General features: G+C 64.4%; 19 protein-coding genes. 11 read left to right on the top strand and 8 right to left on the bottom strand.

Annotation, left to right across the window (positions count from 1 at the left end; genetic code table 11):
* Positions 1 to 4 precede the first annotated feature (4 nt).
* The 8 genes from nuoN (at position 5) to E9536_RS24415 (ending at position 6,367) form a co-directional block, all read left to right on the top strand.
* Positions 5 to 1,459 (top strand): NADH-quinone oxidoreductase subunit NuoN, encoded by a 1,455-nt coding sequence (gene nuoN / locus E9536_RS24450; protein ID WP_027786870.1) that lies wholly within the window; start codon positions 5 to 7, stop codon positions 1,457 to 1,459.
* Complete coding sequence (locus E9536_RS24445; RefSeq protein WP_021162819.1) at positions 1,459 to 1,755, top strand: DUF2818 family protein; 297 nt, start codon at positions 1,459 to 1,461, stop codon at positions 1,753 to 1,755. The genes nuoN and E9536_RS24445 overlap by 1 nt, the downstream gene beginning before the upstream one ends.
* Before the next feature lie 36 nt (positions 1,756 to 1,791).
* Complete coding sequence (locus E9536_RS24440; RefSeq protein ID WP_059697917.1) at positions 1,792 to 2,382, top strand: NUDIX hydrolase; 591 nt, start codon at positions 1,792 to 1,794, stop codon at positions 2,380 to 2,382.
* A 136-nt stretch (positions 2,383 to 2,518) separates the two neighbouring features.
* On the top strand, positions 2,519 to 2,941 hold the full coding sequence (locus E9536_RS24435; protein ID WP_136471023.1) for a DUF1178 family protein: 423 nt from the start codon (positions 2,519 to 2,521) through the stop codon (positions 2,939 to 2,941).
* Positions 2,942 to 3,045: 104 nt separating this feature from the next.
* On the top strand, positions 3,046 to 4,242 hold the full coding sequence (locus E9536_RS24430) for an acyl-CoA dehydrogenase family protein (RefSeq protein ID WP_060086026.1): 1,197 nt from the start codon (positions 3,046 to 3,048) through the stop codon (positions 4,240 to 4,242).
* A gap of 19 nt (positions 4,243 to 4,261) precedes the next feature.
* On the top strand, positions 4,262 to 5,395 hold the full coding sequence (locus E9536_RS24425) for an acyl-CoA dehydrogenase (RefSeq protein ID WP_136471021.1): 1,134 nt from the start codon (positions 4,262 to 4,264) through the stop codon (positions 5,393 to 5,395).
* A 37-nt stretch (positions 5,396 to 5,432) separates the two neighbouring features.
* Complete coding sequence (locus E9536_RS24420; protein ID WP_060207752.1) at positions 5,433 to 5,894, top strand: MaoC family dehydratase; 462 nt, start codon at positions 5,433 to 5,435, stop codon at positions 5,892 to 5,894.
* On the top strand, positions 5,891 to 6,367 hold the full coding sequence (locus E9536_RS24415; RefSeq protein WP_136471019.1) for a MaoC family dehydratase: 477 nt from the start codon (positions 5,891 to 5,893) through the stop codon (positions 6,365 to 6,367). The genes E9536_RS24420 and E9536_RS24415 overlap by 4 nt, the downstream gene beginning before the upstream one ends.
* A gap of 47 nt (positions 6,368 to 6,414) precedes the next feature.
* On the opposite strand, the gene E9536_RS24410 is transcribed toward E9536_RS24415, so the two are convergent.
* Together E9536_RS24410 and E9536_RS24405 are read right to left on the bottom strand one after the other, a co-directional pair.
* Entirely contained in the window at positions 6,415 to 7,107 is a 693-nt protein-coding gene (locus tag E9536_RS24410; protein ID WP_059688508.1) for a glutathione binding-like protein, read from the bottom strand.
* A 204-nt stretch (positions 7,108 to 7,311) separates the two neighbouring features.
* Positions 7,312 to 8,103, bottom strand: a complete 792-nt coding sequence (locus E9536_RS24405; protein ID WP_027786878.1) for an enoyl-CoA hydratase — start codon at positions 8,101 to 8,103, stop codon at positions 7,312 to 7,314.
* A gap of 202 nt (positions 8,104 to 8,305) precedes the next feature.
* Between E9536_RS24405 and E9536_RS24400 the strand changes: the two genes are divergently transcribed.
* Positions 8,306 to 8,962 carry a glutathione S-transferase gene (locus E9536_RS24400; protein WP_059697911.1) on the top strand — a complete coding sequence of 219 codons (657 nt, stop codon included), beginning with the start codon at positions 8,306 to 8,308 and terminating at the stop codon, positions 8,960 to 8,962.
* Between the two features lie 42 nt (positions 8,963 to 9,004).
* Here the strand turns inward: E9536_RS24400 and E9536_RS24395 are convergent, their stop codons facing one another.
* Together E9536_RS24395 and E9536_RS24390 are read right to left on the bottom strand one after the other, a co-directional pair.
* A complete protein-coding gene (locus tag E9536_RS24395; RefSeq protein ID WP_027786880.1) occupies positions 9,005 to 10,177 on the bottom strand; it encodes a pyridoxal phosphate-dependent aminotransferase in 1,173 nt (390 codons plus the stop codon).
* 34 nt (positions 10,178 to 10,211) lie between these two features.
* Positions 10,212 to 10,691 (bottom strand): putative toxin-antitoxin system toxin component, PIN family, encoded by a 480-nt coding sequence (locus E9536_RS24390; protein ID WP_021162828.1) that lies wholly within the window; start codon positions 10,689 to 10,691, stop codon positions 10,212 to 10,214.
* Between the two features lie 57 nt (positions 10,692 to 10,748).
* Here E9536_RS24390 and yaaA point away from each other — a divergent pair, with 57 nt between their 5' ends.
* Together yaaA and E9536_RS24380 are read left to right on the top strand one after the other, a co-directional pair.
* Complete coding sequence (gene yaaA / locus E9536_RS24385) at positions 10,749 to 11,531, top strand: peroxide stress protein YaaA (protein ID WP_021162829.1); 783 nt, start codon at positions 10,749 to 10,751, stop codon at positions 11,529 to 11,531.
* A gap of 137 nt (positions 11,532 to 11,668) precedes the next feature.
* A complete protein-coding gene (locus E9536_RS24380) occupies positions 11,669 to 12,823 on the top strand; it encodes a M14-type cytosolic carboxypeptidase (RefSeq protein WP_136471017.1) in 1,155 nt (384 codons plus the stop codon).
* A gap of 82 nt (positions 12,824 to 12,905) precedes the next feature.
* Here E9536_RS24380 and E9536_RS24375 read toward each other — a convergent pair whose 3' ends face one another.
* The 4 genes from E9536_RS24375 to E9536_RS24360 all read right to left on the bottom strand — a co-directional run bounded on the left by E9536_RS24375 (position 12,906) and on the right by E9536_RS24360 (position 16,714).
* Positions 12,906 to 13,559: a hypothetical protein gene (locus tag E9536_RS24375; RefSeq protein ID WP_060193485.1), complete on the bottom strand. Its 654-nt coding sequence runs from the start codon at positions 13,557 to 13,559 to the stop codon at positions 12,906 to 12,908.
* A gap of 139 nt (positions 13,560 to 13,698) precedes the next feature.
* Positions 13,699 to 14,373 carry an energy-coupling factor ABC transporter permease gene (locus E9536_RS24370; protein WP_124545855.1) on the bottom strand — a complete coding sequence of 225 codons (675 nt, stop codon included), beginning with the start codon at positions 14,371 to 14,373 and terminating at the stop codon, positions 13,699 to 13,701.
* A 75-nt stretch (positions 14,374 to 14,448) separates the two neighbouring features.
* A complete protein-coding gene (locus E9536_RS24365; RefSeq protein ID WP_060349728.1) occupies positions 14,449 to 15,285 on the bottom strand; it encodes a response regulator transcription factor in 837 nt (278 codons plus the stop codon).
* Between the two features lie 211 nt (positions 15,286 to 15,496).
* Positions 15,497 to 16,714 carry a DUF2863 family protein gene (locus E9536_RS24360; protein ID WP_027786884.1) on the bottom strand — a complete coding sequence of 406 codons (1,218 nt, stop codon included), beginning with the start codon at positions 16,712 to 16,714 and terminating at the stop codon, positions 15,497 to 15,499.
* Between the last annotated feature and the right edge of the window lie 270 nt (positions 16,715 to 16,984).

Below are 16,984 nucleotides of genomic sequence, written 5' to 3'. Positions count from 1 at the left end.
TCCTATGAATGTCCTGTTGCCTGACGCGCTGGTGATGGCCGCCATCGTCGTCGCATGGCTGAACGACACCTTTACCGGTGCTTCCGGCCGCCGCCTGACTTACCTGATCGCGGTTGTTTCGTCGGTCGTCGCCGGCGTGTGGTTCGCGGTGCAGGCACTCGACCCGCAGCAGTACTACTTCTTCTCGAAGATGGTCGTCGTCGACTCGTTCGCGAGCACGATGAAGGCCGTCGTGTCGTTCGGTTTCGCGGTCTCGCTCGTCTATTCGCGCAAGTACCTCGAGGATCGCGACATGTTCCGCGGCGACGTGTTCCTGCTCGGCATGTTCTCGCTGCTCGGCCAACTGGTCATGGTGTCGGGCAACAACTTCCTGACGCTGTACCTCGGTCTCGAACTGATGTCGCTGTCGCTGTACGCAGTCATCGCACTGCGCCGCGACGCCGCGCAGTCGAGCGAAGCCGCGATGAAGTATTACGTGCTGGGCGCGCTCGCATCGGGCTTCGTGCTGTACGGCATCTCGATGCTGTACGGCGCGACCGGCTCGCTCGAGCTGGGCGAGGTGTACAAGGCGGTCGGCGGCAACACCGACGCAGCCGTGCTGATGTTCGGCGTGGTCTTCATCGTCGCCGGTATCGCGTTCAAGCTCGGCGCCGTGCCGTTCCACATGTGGGTGCCGGACGTCTACCAGGGCGCACCGACCGCGATGACGCTGTTCGTCGGCGGCGGCCCGAAGGTTGCCGCGTTCGCGTGGGGCCTGCGCTTCCTGGTGATGGGCCTGCTGCCGCTCGCGCAGAACTGGCAGACCGCGCTCGTGATCCTCGCCGCGCTGTCGCTGATCGTCGGCAACATCACCGGTATCGTCCAGCGCAACATCAAGCGGATGCTCGCGTACTCGGCGATCTCGAACATGGGCTTCGTGCTGCTCGGCCTGCTCGCAGGCATCGTGAAGGGCGACGCGTCGGCGCCAGCGAATGCATACAGCTCGGCGATGTTCTACGCGATCGTCTACCTGATCACGACGCTCGGCTCGTTCGGCGTGGTGATGCTGCTCGCACGCCGCGATTTCGAAGCCGACACGATCGACGACTTCAAGGGCCTCAACAAGCGCAGCCCGGTGTTCGCGTTCGTGATGATGGTCATGATGTTCTCGCTGGCAGGCATCCCGCCGACCGTCGGCTTCTACGCGAAGCTCGCCGTACTCGAGGCGACCGTCAACGCGGGCCTCACGTGGCTGGCCGTGCTGGCCGTGATCACGTCGCTGTTCGGCGCGTTCTACTACCTGCGCATCGTGAAGCTGATGTACTTCGATGCACCGCAGGATGCAACGCCGATCACCGGTGATTTCTGCAAGCGCACGATCCTCGTGCTGAACGGTTTGGCGGTCGTCGTGCTCGGCCTGATCCCGAGCCCGCTGCTGACGGCCTGCCTGCAGGCAATTCGCCACACGCTGCCGCTGTAATGTCGGCAGCCGGCTGGTTTATCGTGCTGTTGGCGTTCGTCTGCGCCAACCTGCCGTTCCTGAACCAACGCCTCTTCGCCGTCGTGCCGTTCGGCGCGACGAAGAAGGGCGGGTGGGTGCGGATCGGCGAGCTGATCGTGCTGTACTTCATCGTTGGCGCGCTCGGCTTCTGGCTCGAGTCGCGCGCCGGCAACCGCTTCGAACAGGGCTGGCAGTTCTACGCGATCACGTTCAGTCTTTTCGTCGTGTTCGCGTTTCCCGGCTTCACGTTCCAGTATCTCGTCAAACGACGCTGACGGCTTCGGCCGTCGCGCTCATTCCCGGAGCCGCCGATGGCCGAACTACCCAATCACGACGCCGCACTGACCGAAACCTGCCTCGAGAGCGAGGCGATTTTCGACGGCGCGTTCCTCAAGCTCAAGCGCGATATCGTCCGCCTGCCGGATGGCAAGAAGGCCACGCGCGAATACGTCCAGCATCCGGGCGCGGTGATGGTGATCCCGCTGTTCGACGACGGCCGCGTGCTGATGGAAAACCAGTTTCGCTACCCGATCGGCAAGGTGATGGCCGAATTCCCGGCCGGCAAACTCGACCCGAACGAAGGCGCGCTCGCCTGCGCGGTGCGCGAACTGCGCGAGGAAACGGGTTACACCGCACGCGAGTACGTGTTCCTGACCCGCATTCATCCGATCATTTCCTACTCGACCGAATTCATCGACCTGTACCTGGCGCGCGGGCTGACGGCCGGCGAGCGCAAGCTCGATGAGGGCGAATTCCTCGAGACCTTCACCGCGACGCAGGCCGATTTGCAGGAATGGGTGCGCACGGGCCAGATTTCCGACGTAAAGACGATCATCGGTACGATGTGGCTCGACAAGGTGCTGTCCGGTACGTGGCCGCTCGGGCCGGTCCTGACGCCCTGAGTGCGGCGTCAGCGGCGGCTGGGGCGCCGCGTTACAATCCGGTGACGCGACGCCTCCACGTTGCGCGATCGGTAATTAGCACGGTCGTTCACAAAACCGCTTTTTGCGCTACACTCGCCACACGCCCTGATTCAGCATGAAGGTCCTCGATTTGCAGTGCCCGCACGGTCATCGGTTCGAAGGCTGGTTCGCTTCCGCCGATGAATTCGAAGCGCAGTTGTCCCGCAAGCTGGTCGAATGCCCGGTGTGCGGAACGACCGAGGTCAACCGTCTGCCGTCGGCGCCGCGCCTGAATCTGTCGGGTGCGACGCAGGCACAGCCGGCCGATCCGCGCGCAATGCAGGCGCAGGTGATGCGTGCACTGCGCGAGTTGCTGGAGAAAACCGAGAATGTGGGCGAGCGCTTCGCCGAGGAAGCGCGGCGCATCCATTACAACGAGGCGCCGGCACGCAGCATTCGCGGTGTCACGACGCCCGAAGATGCGCAATCCTTGGCCGAAGAAGGCATCGACGTGATGCCGCTGCCGATTCCTGCCGCGCTGAAAGAACCGCTGCAATGACGTATGCAGTGGGTCCTTGCCGGGCTGGACGGCCGCGGCCTGCGTCTGCATGGGACCGGAGTAAGTGTTGAAGCACTACCTCCGGTCGACAGGAGACACTGCGCATGGATCTGGATTATTCCCCCGCCGACGACGCGTTCCGCGTCGACGTTCGCGCCTGGCTCGAGGCCAACCTGCCTCACGCACTGCGCGCCAAAGTACTCGATCACAAACGACTCGACCGCGAGGATTTCGCGAGCTGGCACCGGATTCTTGGCCAGCGCGGCTGGTCCGCGCCCGCCTGGCCGGTTGAATACGGCGGGCCGGGCTGGAACGCGACGCAACGGCACATCTGGGATGAGGAGTGCGCGCGGATCGGTGCACCGACCGTGCTGCCGTTCGGCGTATCGATGGTCGCGCCGGTGTTGATGAAATACGGCAGCGAAGCGCAGAAGCGTCATTATCTGCCGCGGATTCTCGACGGCTCGGACTGGTGGTGCCAGGGCTATTCGGAGCCGGGTTCGGGATCCGACCTCGCATCGTTGCGCACGCGCGCCGAGCGCCAAGGCGATCACTACGTCGTCAATGGCCAGAAGACCTGGACGACGCTCGGCCAGTACGCCGACATGATGTTCTGCCTCGTGCGCACCGATCCGGCCGCGAAGAAGCAGGAGGGCATCTCGTTCCTGCTGATCGACATGAAGACGCCCGGCATCACGGTGCGGCCGATCGTCATGCTCGACGAGGACCACGAGGTCAACGAGGTGTTCTTCGAGGATGTGAAGGTTCCGGTCGAGAATCTCGTCGGCGACGAGAATCGCGGCTGGACCTACGCGAAATACCTGCTTGGCCATGAGCGCACCGGCATCGCGCGCGTCGGCGCGTCGAAGCGCGAGCTCGCGTTCCTGAAGCGCGTGGCGTCGAACCAGCGCAAGAACGGCAAGCCGTTGCTTGCCGATCCCGTGTTCGCCGCCAAGGTCGCGGCGCTCGAGGTCGAGCTGATGGCGCTCGAGGTGACGGTGCTGCGCGTCGTCAGCCGCGAGACGAGCGGGAAGGGGCCGGGCCCCGAGGCGTCCATGCTGAAGATCAAGGGCACGGAAGTGCAGCAGGCGCTCACCGAGCTGATGGTCGACGCGATCGGCCCGCTCGCCGCACCGTTCGACGTTCCGTTCCTCGACGGCCAGCGCGAGCACAGCATCGCCGGCGACGACGACGCGGCGCCGCTGGCCGCGTACTACTTCAACTACCGGAAGACGTCGATCTACGGCGGTTCGAACGAGATCCAGAAGAACATCATCGCGCAGATGATTCTGGGGCTGTGATCAGGGAACGGAGACAACCATGGATTTCAGCTTTACCGATGAGCAGCAGCAGTTCGCCGACGCGCTGCGCCGGTATCTCGGCGAGCAATACGGTTTCGACGCACGTCAGGCCATCGTGCGCAGCGACGCGGGCGTGTCGGACACGCAATGGAGTGCGTTCGCCGAGCTTGGGTTGACCGCGCTGCCCGTGCCGGACGCACAGGGCGGCTTCGGCGGCGGCCCGGTCGACATGCTGGTCGTGATGCAGGAACTCGGCCGCGCGCTCGTGATCGAGCCGTACTGGGCAACGGCGGTGGGTGTCGAGGCCTTGCGCATCGCCGGCTCCGGCGCCGGTGAGGATGCCGCGCTGCTGGAGGCGGTCGCGCAGGGGCAGAAACGTGTTGCGGTTGCTTTCCACGAGCCGCATGCGCGCTACGACCTGTTCGAACTCGATACGCATGCGCGCGAGCAGGGCGGCACGTACCGCCTGACGGGCACGAAGTCGGTCGTTCAGCATGGCGCGCAGGCGCATGCGTGGATCGTGCCTGCGCGCGTCGACGACGGCGGCATCGGCCTGTTCGTCGTCGAACGGGATGCCGCGAATGCGAAGGTGGCCGACTACCGGACGATCGACGGCCAGCGTGCCGCGACGATCGGTTTCAATGAAACGCCGGCGCGACTGCTGACGGGCGGGGCGCGCGACGCCGCCGCCTTCGAGCAAGTTGCCGATTACGCGACGTTCCTGCTGTGCGCGGAGGCGGTCGGCGCGCTCGACGAACTGAACCGCGCCACGGTCGAATACACGAAGACGCGCGAACAGTTCGGCATGCCGATCGCGCGTTTCCAGGCACTGCAGCACCGGATGGTCGACATGCTGATCCATGCCGAGCAGGCACGTTCGCTGACCTACCTGGCAGCCGTGCGCTACGCGAGTGGCGATGCCGACGCGCGGCGCAAGGCGGTGTCGGCCGCGAAAGCGCGTGTCGGCGCCGCCGCGCGTTTCGTCGGCCAGCAGGCCGTTCAACTGCACGGCGGCATGGGCGTGACCAACGAGGTCGCCGCTGCGCACCTGTTCAAGCGGCTGACGATCATCGAGACGACGCTCGGCGACACCGATCATCATCTTGCGCGCATCGCGGCACTGCCCGATTTCGCGCAGGCCGACGCGGCATGACGGCGACGCGCGAGCGCGCCAGACAAGGAGACATCTAGTGGGCATCAGTTACGAAGACCTGGTGGTCGGCAGCACCACCGAAGTGGGCCGTTACACGTTCGAACCCGACGACATCAAGACGTTCGCGCAACGCTACGATCCGCAGCCGTTCCATCTCGACGAAGAAGCCGGGAAGGCATCGCATTTCGGCGGGCTTGTCGCGAGCGGCTGGCATACGTGTTCGGTGTTCATGAGCCTGCTCGTCAAGAAGCTCGGCCAGGACTCGACCAGCATGGGCTCGCCGGGCATCGACTCGATCCGCTGGCTCAAGCCGGTGCGTGCGGGCGATACGATCACGATGTACCAGAAGGTCCACGACAAGCGCGTGTCGGAGAGCAAGCCCGACCGCGGCATCGTGTCGACGGAATGGGTCGGCGTGAACGAGGCCGGCGAGACGGTGATTACCGTGCACACGAAAGTGATCTTCGGGCTGCGCCATCCGGGAGGCGTGCAGGCATGACGGAGATGACGTTGCCGCTGATCGCGTCGGCGCAGGCGCTGCAGGCACGTGTCGGCGCGGAGCCGCTCACGAGCGGCTGGATCGCGATCGACCAGCATCGCGTCGACGGGTTTGCCGACGCGACCGGCGATCATCAATGGATTCACGTCGATCCCGAGCGCGCGCGACGCGAGTCGCCGTTCGGCGGACCGATCGCCCACGGGTTCCTGACGCTGTCGCTGATTCCGGCGTTGATGACCGACGCGATGCGTTTCGAGCAGAAGATGGGCGTGAACTATGGACTGAACCGCGTGCGGTTCCTGAAGCCGGTGCCGGTCGGCGCGCGCGTGCGTGCGCTGTTTGCGGTAAAGGAAACCGCCGAGGCCGCGCGGAACGGCGTGCAGGTGACGTGGTCGGTGACGATGCAGGTCGAGCGTCCCGATGCGCCGCAGCCGGTTTGCGCGGCGGAATTCATCACGCTGCATTACTTCTGAAGCGGGGAGCGGCATGCACGGATGCCGCTCCGCCCGTCACTTGCGTGTCAGTGCTTCGCGTATTGCGTTGCGCCGAACAGCACCTCGCGTGCCTTGTCGTCCTGCAGCGCCTTGCGCATCGACGCGAGCACTTCGACACCGCGCTGCACGGCCGGTCGTGCGGCGATCGTGTCGTACCAGCGCTTCACGTTCGGCAATTCGTCGAGCACGATGCCCTGGTTCTGCCATGAGCGCGTCCACGGGAACGTCGCAATGTCCGCGATCGTGTACGTGTCGCCCGCGAGATATTCGGATTCGCCGAGTCGCTTGTCCATCACGTTGTACAGGCGTTTCGCCTCGTTCGTGTAGCGGTTGACCGCATACTCGATCTTCTCCGGCGCATACAGGCGGAAGTGGTGCGCCTGCCCGAGCATCGGCCCGACGCCGCCCATCTGGAACATCAGCCATTCGAGCGTTGCATAGCGTGCGGCCGGATCGGTCGGCAGGAACTTGCCGGTCTTCTCCGCGAGGTAGATCAGGATCGCGCCCGATTCGAACAGCGCGATCGGCTTGCCGCCGGGGCCGTCCGGATCGACGATCGCGGGGATCTTGTTGTTCGGGCTGATCTTCAGGAATTCCGGCTTGAACTGGTCGCCTGCGCCGATATCGACCGGATGGACACGATAGGCGAGGCCCGTTTCCTCGAGCATGATGTGCACCTTGTGGCCGTTCGGGGTCGCCCAGCTATAGACGTCGATCATCGTGAACTCCTTTGTTGCGTGCGCGAAAACGGCGCTGGCAGCGCCGCGACAGGCGGTCATTAGAGCATGGATCGATGCGCGCTGCTGGCGACGCAAACGTGCGTGCCGATACGGGTACGCGGGCGAGCGAGCGCTCGCCGCCGACGTCGCGCGCGGCGCTTCCTGGCGGATGCGTTCAGGCAGGTGGAACGCGGGCGTGGCGGCTCAGCGCTTGTAGCGGGGCGGGCGCTTCTCGAGAAATGCGGTGATGCCTTCGAGCCCGTCCGCATGATGCAGCGACGCGACGAAATGATCGCGTTCGGTGCCGAGATGCGCGTCGAGCGGTTGCGTCGTTGCGTCGTCGAGCAGCGACTTGATGCGCGTGAGCGCGTTCGGCGAGATGCCGGCGAGTGCATCGGCCCATGCCAGCGCGTCGGTCAATGCCGCGCCCGGTACGGCGAGCCGGTTGACGACGCCGAGCGTGTGCAGACGTTCGGCTGCGACGGGTTTGCCTTCGAACAGGATCTCGGCCGCGAGCGCGCGCGGCAGTGCGCGGGCGATGAACCACGAACCGCCCCCGTCGGGTGTCAGGCCGACACGCGCGTATGACATCACGAATTTCGCATCGTGCGCGGCGACGATCAGGTCGCACGCGAGCGCGAGCGAAAAGCCCGCGCCGGCCGCCGCGCCTTCGACCGCCGCGATCACCGGCTTCGTCGAAGCGTGGATCGCCGTTACCCATGCGGCGAGCTGATCGATGCTGTCGGCCTGGTAGGACGGATCCTTCGAGCGGTTGTCGAGCAGCCGGTTCAGGTTGCCGCCCGCGCAGAAGAAGCGATCGGCGCCGGTGAGCACGACAGCGCGAATTCCGGGATCGCGCTCGGCGGTGGCGAGCGCCTCGACGCCGGCCGCGTACATGTCGGGATGCAGCGCATTGCGTGCGCCGGGATTGGATAGCGTGAGGACGAGCGTCGAGTCGCTCTCGGGCGGACGCGAGGCCAGCAGTTCAGCACTCATGCGAGCGTGTCTCCATCGGATGGCGGGGCTGCGGCGCCACGCGCGCCGCGCACGCGGATGCGACCGATGCCGTAGCGGATGTAATGTTGTCGTGACGAACGCAATACTTGCTTTAGACTAGCACGAACGTGCTTTTCAGCGCGACGAATCTCGCTGCGGCCGGCACCGTTGCGGCCGCGTTCCAGCAACGAAGGAGACTCCGATGCTACAGCTGTGCGGTATTCCGTTGTCCAACTATTACAACAAGGTGAAGTTCGTCCTGCTCGAGCACGACATTCCGTTCGAGGAGTCGGTGTGCGGTTTGCCGATCAGCGATCCGGCCCGGCTCGCCGATTCGCCGCTCGGCAAGATTCCGTTCCTGAAGACCGAAGAAGGCGCATTGTTCGAGTCGCAGGTGATCATCGAATACCTGGCGGCGCGTTATCCCGAGAAAGGCATTTTCCCGGCGAGCCCGTTCGCGGCCGCGAAGGTGCGCGAACTGGTCGAGACGCTCGAGCTGTATCTCGAATGGATGGCGCGCGAGGTCTATACGGAAGCGTTTTTCGGCGGCAAGGTCAGCGACGGGACGAAGGCGCACGTCGAGAAGCGCCTGCCGCGCGCGATCGATGCGTTCAACCAGATGACGCAATTTTCGCCGTATGTGCTCGGCGAGTCGTTCGGCCTCGCCGACATCGCCGCATGGGTCCATCTGCCAGTCATCGGGATGGCGACGAAGGCCATTTTCGGACGCGATTTCCTGCTCGACGCGGGCATCGACTGGAAGGCGCACGCGAAGATCGTCGGCGAGCGTCCGGCCGCGCAGCGCGTGGCAGCCGAGCGCAAGGCGTATATCGAGGCGACGAGCGTCGCGCGTTCGTAAACGCGGTTCCTGCAGGGCGGCCTCTGGCCGCCCGTGCGGGACTTACAGGCGGGCGAGCCGTTCGAGCGCCGATGCGAGCGTGCTTTCCTGCTTCGCGAAGCAGAAGCGTACGACGCCCGATTCGTGCGGCTCGTGATAGAACGCCGACACCGGAATGGCGGCCACGCCGATCTCCGACGTGAGCCACTTCGAGAATTCCGCTTCCGGCAGGTCGCTGATCGCCGAATAATCGACGCACTGGAAGTACGTGCCCGTGCAGGGCAGCAGCTTGAAGCGCGTACGCTCGAGGCCGGCCCGGAAGAAGTCGCGCTTCTTCTGGTAGAAGTCGGCAAGCGTCAGGTACGGTGCCGGGTCACGCAGGTAGTCGGCGAGCCCGACCTGCATCGGTGTGTTCACCGTGAACACGTTGAACTGGTGGACCTTGCGGAATTCGGCGGTCAGCGCGGCAGGGGCTGCGACATAACCGACCTTCCAGCCCGTCACGTGATAGGTCTTGCCGAAACTCGACACGATGAAGCTGCGCGCGGCGAGCTCCGGATAACGCGCGACGCTCTCATGGCGCGCGCCGTCATAGACCATGTGCTCGTAGACCTCGTCGGACAGAATCAGCACGTTGGTGCCACGCACGATCTCTTCGAGCTTGCGCATGTCGGCCTCGCGCCACACGGTACCCGTTGGGTTATGCGGCGTGTTGATCAGGATCATGCGCGTTTTCGGCGTGATTGCGGCCGCCAGACGGTCGAACGGAATCGCGTAGTCGGGCGCCTCCAGCGTGACGAACACAGGTGTGCCGCCCGCGAGTTCGATCGACGGCAGGTAGCTGTCGTAGGTCGGTTCGACGACGATCACTTCATCACCCGGATGCACCGTGCACAGGATCGCGGTCAGCAGTGCCTGCGTCGCGCCGGCCGTGACGGTGATTTCGGTCGCCGGATCGTAACGACGGCCGTAGACCTGCGCGATCTTGTCTGCGATCGCCTCGCGCAGCGGTGCGACACCGGCCATCGGCGGATACTGGTTGTGCCCGTTACGCATCGCGGCGGCAACCGCGTCGACGATGCGCGGATCGCAGTCGAAATCCGGAAAGCCCTGGCCGAGGTTCACGGCGCCTTTTTCTGCTGCAAGCGCGCTCATGACCGTGAAGATCGTCGTGCCGACGTTCGGCAGGCGCGAAGGGAAAACGGGAGTCGTTGGCATGTCTGAAGGAGCGTTCATCGATACAGTCGAAATCGGGTGGTGTTGCGGTGCGTCAAGCAGGCGTGGCGTCGAGCGCGCAGGCCTCGGCAAAGGGGGCCGGTTGCGCGATCCGGAAGCCGAAATCGCGCGCAGTGCGCTTCGCGAGCTTCAGCAGCGCGCGGTCTTTCGACACGAGCCAATCGGCCTGGGCGGCGCGGGCGAGTTCAAGAAACTTCTGGTCGTCGCGGTCCTTGCACTTCGGCAGCGGCGGCGCGTCGGCGTCGACGGCCGGCGGCTCGACGAGGCTCGCCAGGCGGGCGACGGTTGCGAGCGCGGCCGCCTTGTCGACGGCGCGCGCCTGGAATTGCGGATAATCGAGCACATACTCGAGTTCGGTCAGGCAGCGGCCGTCGATCACGGCGGCAAGCGTGCCGCGTTCGAGCGCGGCGCGGATCGGGCGCGTAGCGGGGTCGTCGAATACGAGGATGTCGATCCAGACGTTCGAGTCGAGCACGACGCGATGCGCGGCATGCGGGGCGGGAGAGCGGGTCATTCGTTACAATCGGTGGTTTTCGTCTGACCGCAAGGCACGGCGTGCCAGCGAGCCTCTATGATAATCGTTCTCTCTCCCGCCAAATCCCTCGACTACGATACGCCCGCGCACGTCCAGTCTTACACGAAGCCTGCATTCGTCGACGACGCGTCCGAGCTGATCGACGGCCTGCGCAAGCTTTCGCCGCAGGACATCGCGACGCTGATGGATATCTCCGATCCGCTTGCACGCCTGAATTTCCAGCGCTACGCGGACTGGTCACCGACCTTTACGCCGGCCAACGCGAAGCAGGCCGTGCTCGCATTCAACGGCGACGTATATGAAGGATTCGACGCCAAATCGCTGTCGTCCGCCGATCTCGACTATGCGCAGCAGCACGTGCGCGTGCTGTCGGGGCTGTACGGGCTGCTGCGTCCCCTCGATCTGCTGCAGCCGTACCGTCTCGAGATGGGTACGCGCTTCGCGAACGCGCGCGGCAAGGATCTGTACGCGTTCTGGGGCGACCGCATCACGCGGGCGCTGAACGAGCAGCTCGAAACGCGCAGCGGCGCGGCGCGCGTGCTCGTCAACTGCGCATCGACCGAATACTTCAAGTCGGTCAAGCCGAAACTGCTGGCCGCGCCCGTCGTCACGCCGGTGTTCGAGGACTGGAAGGGCGGCCGCTACAAGATCATCAGCTTCCATGCGAAGCGTGCGCGCGGCCTGATGGCGCGTTTTATCGTCGAGAACCGGATTGCCGACCCGAAGGCGCTGAAGGAATTCGCGACGGAAGGCTATGCGTTCGATGCGGCTGCGTCGAACGATTCGACTTACGTATATCGCCGGCGAGTCGGCGAGTGACCCTGCCGGCCGTTCACGAGACGGCCGGTGCATGCATGAGGCCGGGCAAGCGCTACACCGCCTGTTCCGGTCGCCAGCTTTACATGTGACCGGTGTAAGCGCTCAAGCGCTAACTCCGGTCGACAAAGGAGAGACAGATGGCCCTTTCGATCACCAGCAATTTCGACGCAGGCGCAATCGACGTCGTGTCGTGCGACAGCCCCGATGCGATTCGGTTGCGCGTGCGCGGCGACAACCGCTCGGAATTCGCGCAATGGTTTTACTACCGCTTGACGGGCGCGCGCGGCGAGCGCTGTGTGATGACGTTCGAGAATGCTGCCGAATGCGCGTATCCGTCGGGCTGGCGCAATTACAGCGCGGTGGCGAGCTACGACCGGGTCGACTGGTTCCGCGTGCCGACGACGTTCGACGGCAAGACGATGACCATCGACCATACGCCGGAATTCGACAGCATCTACTACGCATATTTCGAACCGTACTCGGAAGAGCGTCATGCGGCATTTCTCGGTGCGGTCCAGCAGTTGCCGCAGGCGAGCGTCGTCGAACTCGGTCGCACGGTCGAAGGTCGTCCGATGTCGCTGCTGACGCTCGGTACGCCGGAGACCGACGGCGCACCGAAGAAGAAGGTATGGATCATCGCGCGCCAGCATCCCGGCGAGTCGATGGCCGAGTGGTTCGTCGAAGGCCTCGTCAAGCGGCTGGCCGGATGGGGCGACTGGGCCGGCGATCCGGTCGCGCGCAAGCTCTACGATCGTGTGACGTTCCACATCGTCCCGAACATGAATCCGGACGGCAGCGTGCATGGCAACCTGCGCACCAACGCGGCGGGCGCGAACCTGAACCGCGAGTGGATGGCGCCCGATGCCGAGCGCAGCCCCGAGGTGCTGGCCGTGCGCGATGCGATCCATGCGATCGGCTGCGACATGTTCTTCGATATCCACGGCGACGAGGATCTGCCGTACGTGTTCGTTGCCGGGTCGGAAATGCTGCCGAGCTTTACCGAGCAGCAGGGCAAGGAGCAGACCGCGTTCATCGAGGCGTTCAAGGTTGCGAGCCCGGACTTCCAGACTGAGCACGGCTATGCGGCGAGCAAGTACAAGGAGGACGCGCTCAAGCTCGCGTCGAAGTACATCGGCCACCAGTTCGGCTGCCTGTCGCTGACGCTCGAGATGCCGTTCAAGGACAACGCGAACCTTCCCGACGAGCGAGTCGGCTGGAACGGCGAGCGAAGCGTGGCGCTCGGCGCGGCGATGCTGGCTGCGATCCTGGTGCACGTCGACACGTTCGCGTAAGCGCAGCGTCACCGTATGAAAAAAGCCGGGGCATCTCTGGATGCTCCGGCTTTTTTGTTTCTGTTGATGTCGCTTCGTCGAATCAGGACTTCTTCGCGCTCTTCTTCACGACCTTCTTCTGTCCGCTCGACTTTTTCGTTGCGGCGGCCTTCTTGCTGCCGGTGCGGCTCGATGCTTTCGCCTTGACCTTGCCTCGGTGCGACTTGCCCTTGAACTTCTTCGTCGAGGACGTGGAGCGCTCGACGCGCGGCTTCAGCGGCGGAACCGGGTCGTTCCAGCTGAAGGCGAGCATTTGCTGACCGACATAGCCGCATCGGAATTTCAGCGGCGTCGGGTCGCTGCCGTCGCTGTGGATACCGAGTCCGTCGACAGTGACGATATTGTCGACCTTCACGCGCTGCTTGCCCTGGTCGAACGAGTCGTTCCATGGCGTGATTGTCGCGTTGCCGCTGTCGAATGTGTTCGGCGCGAAGTCGACGCGGTCGAACGCCGACGACGTGCTGGCGATGAAGCTGCCGTGCGCCGCACAATCGGCGGCGAGCGGATCGGCATGCATTTCGTTGACGAATTTGTTGATCAGTTCGGAGCGCTGGTCGAGCAGGTCGGCGAATGCCGGTGTCGGAAGCGCAAGCGACAGGCCCGCAATACAGGCTGCCAGCTTGCCGAGCGCCCGGAAAATCCGGAGCGACGCAGGAGAGCTGTCCATCTGGTTATTGGTGAGGAGCGAATGAGACATCGGGCACGTATAGATGCCCGATGAAGAACCGGAGTTCAATCTTAGCGTAAAAAAGTTGTGCGGCAGTAGATGTCGCATTCTGCCGCACCGCGCGAGGCCCTGCCGGTGGGTGGTGGCGGTGCCGCCACCGGAGGGCGATTCAGGCGCGCGGGCCGCCGAGGCGATAGCGCCGGACGTCGAAGGTCGTGACCCACGCGGGACGATAGACCGCGATGAGTGCCGTTGCCATGCCGGTGAACCACGCTTCGCCGAGTGCGAGAAGCGCAGTGTTCAGCAGATAGCCGGCCGGAATCACGACAGGCACGCCGTCCGCCAGCGCGAGCTGGACCCCGGCCGCGGCAGCAGCGACTGTGATGATTGCGATGGCCGGCGACAGGAATCCCTGGCCGGTGATGAACGACGCGAGATTGTGCGGCAACCATGCGAGTGCGGCGCGCTGCAGCAATGCCGACACGGCGACCGGCAGCGCGCCGTAGATCAGATAGGTCAGGCCAATGCCCTGCCAGGGCGCGTCGAAAATGATCGCGGCAACCGCCGTGACGGTGCCCATCGCGATCAATGCGAGTGTCCAGTCGAACAGTGTGACGAGCAGCGTCGCGCCAAGCAGATGCATGACGATGCCGTCTTCGAGCCACGCATTCGAGGCCCAGAGGACCGTAATGGCGGTGACGAGCGCAAGCCACACGTGCTGGAGCGTGGCGTCCTGCAGGCGCACGAAGGGACGATTCCAGATCGCGAGCGCGAGCAGGGCCACGGCGGCGATCCAGCCACCGATGCCAACCCAGAGCGGAAGCGGTGTGAAGAGAAAACCCATTCGTCCATATTACTCGTTGAGCATCAAAGGTGGGAATCCACACACGCCGACCGTCGCAATATCGAGACTGTCTGGTTAGCGTTCGCGCCGGAACCGCGCCGCCGGTTCAGCGGCGATCGGCAAGTCCTGCGTGCTGTCGATCGAGGCTGGCAACGGGTACGGGCGGTCTTTCCGTTGCGTACGCAGCGGAACCGGGCCCTGTTCGCCGATGGGCGGCTTGCGCGTGCGGTTGCGATTCGCCAGCAGCACCTCGAGGTGGGGCGACAGCCAGCCGTTGTAGATCGCGACCGCGGCGGCGCGGTTGGCGGCACCGAGTTGCTGGAAGATGCTGGCGAGGTGGATCTTGACGGTGCCTTCGCTGATGCCGAGCGTACGGGCGATCATCTTGTTGGTGCTGCCCATATGGACGAAGCGCATGATCTGAGCTTGGCGGGGCGACAAGAGGCCGCTCGGCGGCCGGCGGGGAAGCGACCCGGCGAGTGTCTGGAAATGGGCATCGTAGCGCGCCGCAGCAGTGGAAGGCAGCAGACGGAGCGCGATCGGCGGGATGTAATGCCCGCCCAGCAGAACGATCTCGAGCGCACGCACGATCAGGTGTGGCCGGGTGGAATGCGGGATCACGCCGGAGACACCATAGTTGAAGAAGCGCTGGATGGCTTCCGGCGATGTTTCGTCGACCAGAACGGCGACGGGTGTCGGCGAGCACGCGCTGCAGAGCGCCTGAAGCTCGCTGAGTCGGCCGACGTCGAGCCAGTCGATCGCGACGAGGTCGAAACGCTGGTTGCGCAGCAGCCTGCGCGCCTGAAAACTGTCGGGCGCATCGTTGATGCTGGCGTGACGGTTGATCTGTCGCAACAGAGCCTTCAGTCCGTCACGCCGCTCGGCGTCTGAATTGAGCATCAGGAACCGCATATTCAACCTCCTTAATGTGAGCCATTGATTTGCCGTCTGGCATGCCTTGGGTCTGATGATGACAAAGACCTTACACGATGTCTGCTTGGCTGAAAGGCTTAGGAAAAGTATGAAATTTCGGGCGGCAGGATGGCGGACAAGAAAAAAGCCGCTCCGGCGGGAACCGTGAGCGGCTTCGGACGGGCAGGCCGTCAGGGTACTGCTGTGTGGTTCAGTGAAAGTGCGGCTGGGCGGGTGACGCGTCTTCCGGCATTTCCGCGTGGACGATTTCGCCGAGCGGATCTGCGTAAAGCGGTACGCCGCAGTCGTCGCAGTATTCGGGTTCGAAGCGGCCCGCGTGCCGCCGGACGTCGGTTACACCGCATTCCTTCAGCAGGCTCACGATTTCCTCGAGCGGTCCTTCGATCGGCGCTTCGCCTTCGAGCGTCGCGCTGTCGATCGACACGTCGCCGTTTTCACGGCCGTAAAGCGGCCATACGACACCGTAGATTACGTCGTTGCTGGCACGCCGCGTGAAGCCGACACGATACTCGTCGATACGGCGTTCGCCGAAGCCGGCGACCACCGCGCGCAGCTCTTGCGGTGCCGCACCAAGTGTGTCGAAAAGATAACGAATGGCGGTTCGCACCGTGTGCGGACGCACCCGTTCGTCCGCATCCCGGCAAGCCGAATAGTACGCGTCCGGAAGTAGGCATTCGAACTCGCAGCCGGGCAGGGCGATCGACAGGTTCGGGCCGCCCTGGGCCGTCCATTGCTCAAGGCACTGGCCACGCTCGATCCGGCTGCCGTTTTCCTCTTCCTGCCATCGGAACAGCGGCGCGCCGGCGGGTGCGGCGACGACGGCGAGCAGGAAGCGCGGGTCGGCCAGGATCGGCGAGGTTTCAGGCAGGTCGCCGAAGCTGAGCTTGGGGGTGTGCTGGGTGATCGCTGCATGAGCGAGCTGCTGGGCCAGTCGGTAGGTCTCGACGTGGTGCCGCGGCAACTGGTCAATGCTGTAAAGGAACGGTGCCAGGCCGACGAGGGTGCCGTTCGCAAGGACGTGTGCCTGCAGGTGCGTTCGCAGCGCGTCGGCAACGTCACTCTTGAGCGGGCCGGACGGAATCATGTAGCGCGTCCATGCGAGAACCGGGACGGCGACCAGCAGCGCGTCGAACGGTTGGCCGTCGTGCTCGATCACCATCGACTCGCTGTGCGTCTCGGCCATGTCGGCGAGCGCGCCATAGGCGTCGGGATGATTCTGCTGAAGATGGTCGAGCGCTGCGTCGAGCGTGGTCTGGTTGCCGTTGCGGACAATCTTGGCGAGCAGCGCGTCGAGCTTCGCTTCCCAGAAGCGATCCTCGATGCGGCTGCCCGACGCGAAGAGCGCAAGCGACAGACCGACCAGTTTGTCGGCATCGGGGGGGAGGCGTTTGGCGATTCGCTGGCGCATATTAAAGACGTATATAGAAAGAGGCGAAGAACCTCACATTCTAGTCCGTTCTTTGCACCATAAGCGGTCTCGTGCCAAGGCATGGCAGATCGGCCGGATTGCAGCCCTTGTAAAAAAGTTGCGTCAAACCCCTTGCGCAGTTCGAAGAGGGTGCTTAGAATCACGCCTCTTTCGCGCTAACGGAAACGCAGCGCGGGAGAGGGAAGCGAAGCTGGTGGTGTGCTGCAGTGACGGGCGCGCGGCTGGCTTGGAAGTTGAGCCCCGCAGTCG

The organism is Burkholderia sp. LS-044, from assembly GCF_004803625.1.
Classification (GTDB): Bacteria; Pseudomonadota; Gammaproteobacteria; order Burkholderiales; family Burkholderiaceae; genus Burkholderia; species Burkholderia cepacia.
Note: the sequence above shows the minus strand (reverse complement) of the source record. Positions and strands in the feature narration are given on the sequence as shown.

Coding starts and splice junctions, on each gene's coding strand:
- E9536_RS24370 (WP_124545855.1), bottom strand. CDS start 14,373: ATGGGTTTTCTCTTCACACCGCTTCCGCTCTGGGTTGGCATCGGTGGC.
- E9536_RS24360 (WP_027786884.1), bottom strand. CDS start 16,714: ATGCGCCAGCGAATCGCCAAACGCCTCCCCCCCGATGCCGACAAACTG.
- E9536_RS24365 (WP_060349728.1), bottom strand. CDS start 15,285: ATGCGGTTCCTGATGCTCAATTCAGACGCCGAGCGGCGTGACGGACTG.
- E9536_RS24405 (WP_027786878.1), bottom strand. CDS start 8,103: ATGAGTGCTGAACTGCTGGCCTCGCGTCCGCCCGAGAGCGACTCGACG.
- E9536_RS24400 (WP_059697911.1), top strand. CDS start 8,306: ATGCTACAGCTGTGCGGTATTCCGTTGTCCAACTATTACAACAAGGTG.
- E9536_RS24425 (WP_136471021.1), top strand. CDS start 4,262: ATGGATTTCAGCTTTACCGATGAGCAGCAGCAGTTCGCCGACGCGCTG.
- E9536_RS24415 (WP_136471019.1), top strand. CDS start 5,891: ATGACGGAGATGACGTTGCCGCTGATCGCGTCGGCGCAGGCGCTGCAG.
- E9536_RS24390 (WP_021162828.1), bottom strand. CDS start 10,691: ATGACCCGCTCTCCCGCCCCGCATGCCGCGCATCGCGTCGTGCTCGAC.
- E9536_RS24380 (WP_136471017.1), top strand. CDS start 11,669: ATGGCCCTTTCGATCACCAGCAATTTCGACGCAGGCGCAATCGACGTC.
- E9536_RS24375 (WP_060193485.1), bottom strand. CDS start 13,559: ATGTCTCATTCGCTCCTCACCAATAACCAGATGGACAGCTCTCCTGCG.
- nuoN (WP_027786870.1), top strand. CDS start 5: ATGAATGTCCTGTTGCCTGACGCGCTGGTGATGGCCGCCATCGTCGTC.
- E9536_RS24410 (WP_059688508.1), bottom strand. CDS start 7,107: ATGATCGACGTCTATAGCTGGGCGACCCCGAACGGCCACAAGGTGCAC.
- E9536_RS24445 (WP_021162819.1), top strand. CDS start 1,459: ATGTCGGCAGCCGGCTGGTTTATCGTGCTGTTGGCGTTCGTCTGCGCC.
- E9536_RS24395 (WP_027786880.1), bottom strand. CDS start 10,177: ATGAACGCTCCTTCAGACATGCCAACGACTCCCGTTTTCCCTTCGCGC.
- E9536_RS24435 (WP_136471023.1), top strand. CDS start 2,519: ATGAAGGTCCTCGATTTGCAGTGCCCGCACGGTCATCGGTTCGAAGGC.
- yaaA (WP_021162829.1), top strand. CDS start 10,749: ATGATAATCGTTCTCTCTCCCGCCAAATCCCTCGACTACGATACGCCC.
- E9536_RS24430 (WP_060086026.1), top strand. CDS start 3,046: ATGGATCTGGATTATTCCCCCGCCGACGACGCGTTCCGCGTCGACGTT.
- E9536_RS24440 (WP_059697917.1), top strand. CDS start 1,792: ATGGCCGAACTACCCAATCACGACGCCGCACTGACCGAAACCTGCCTC.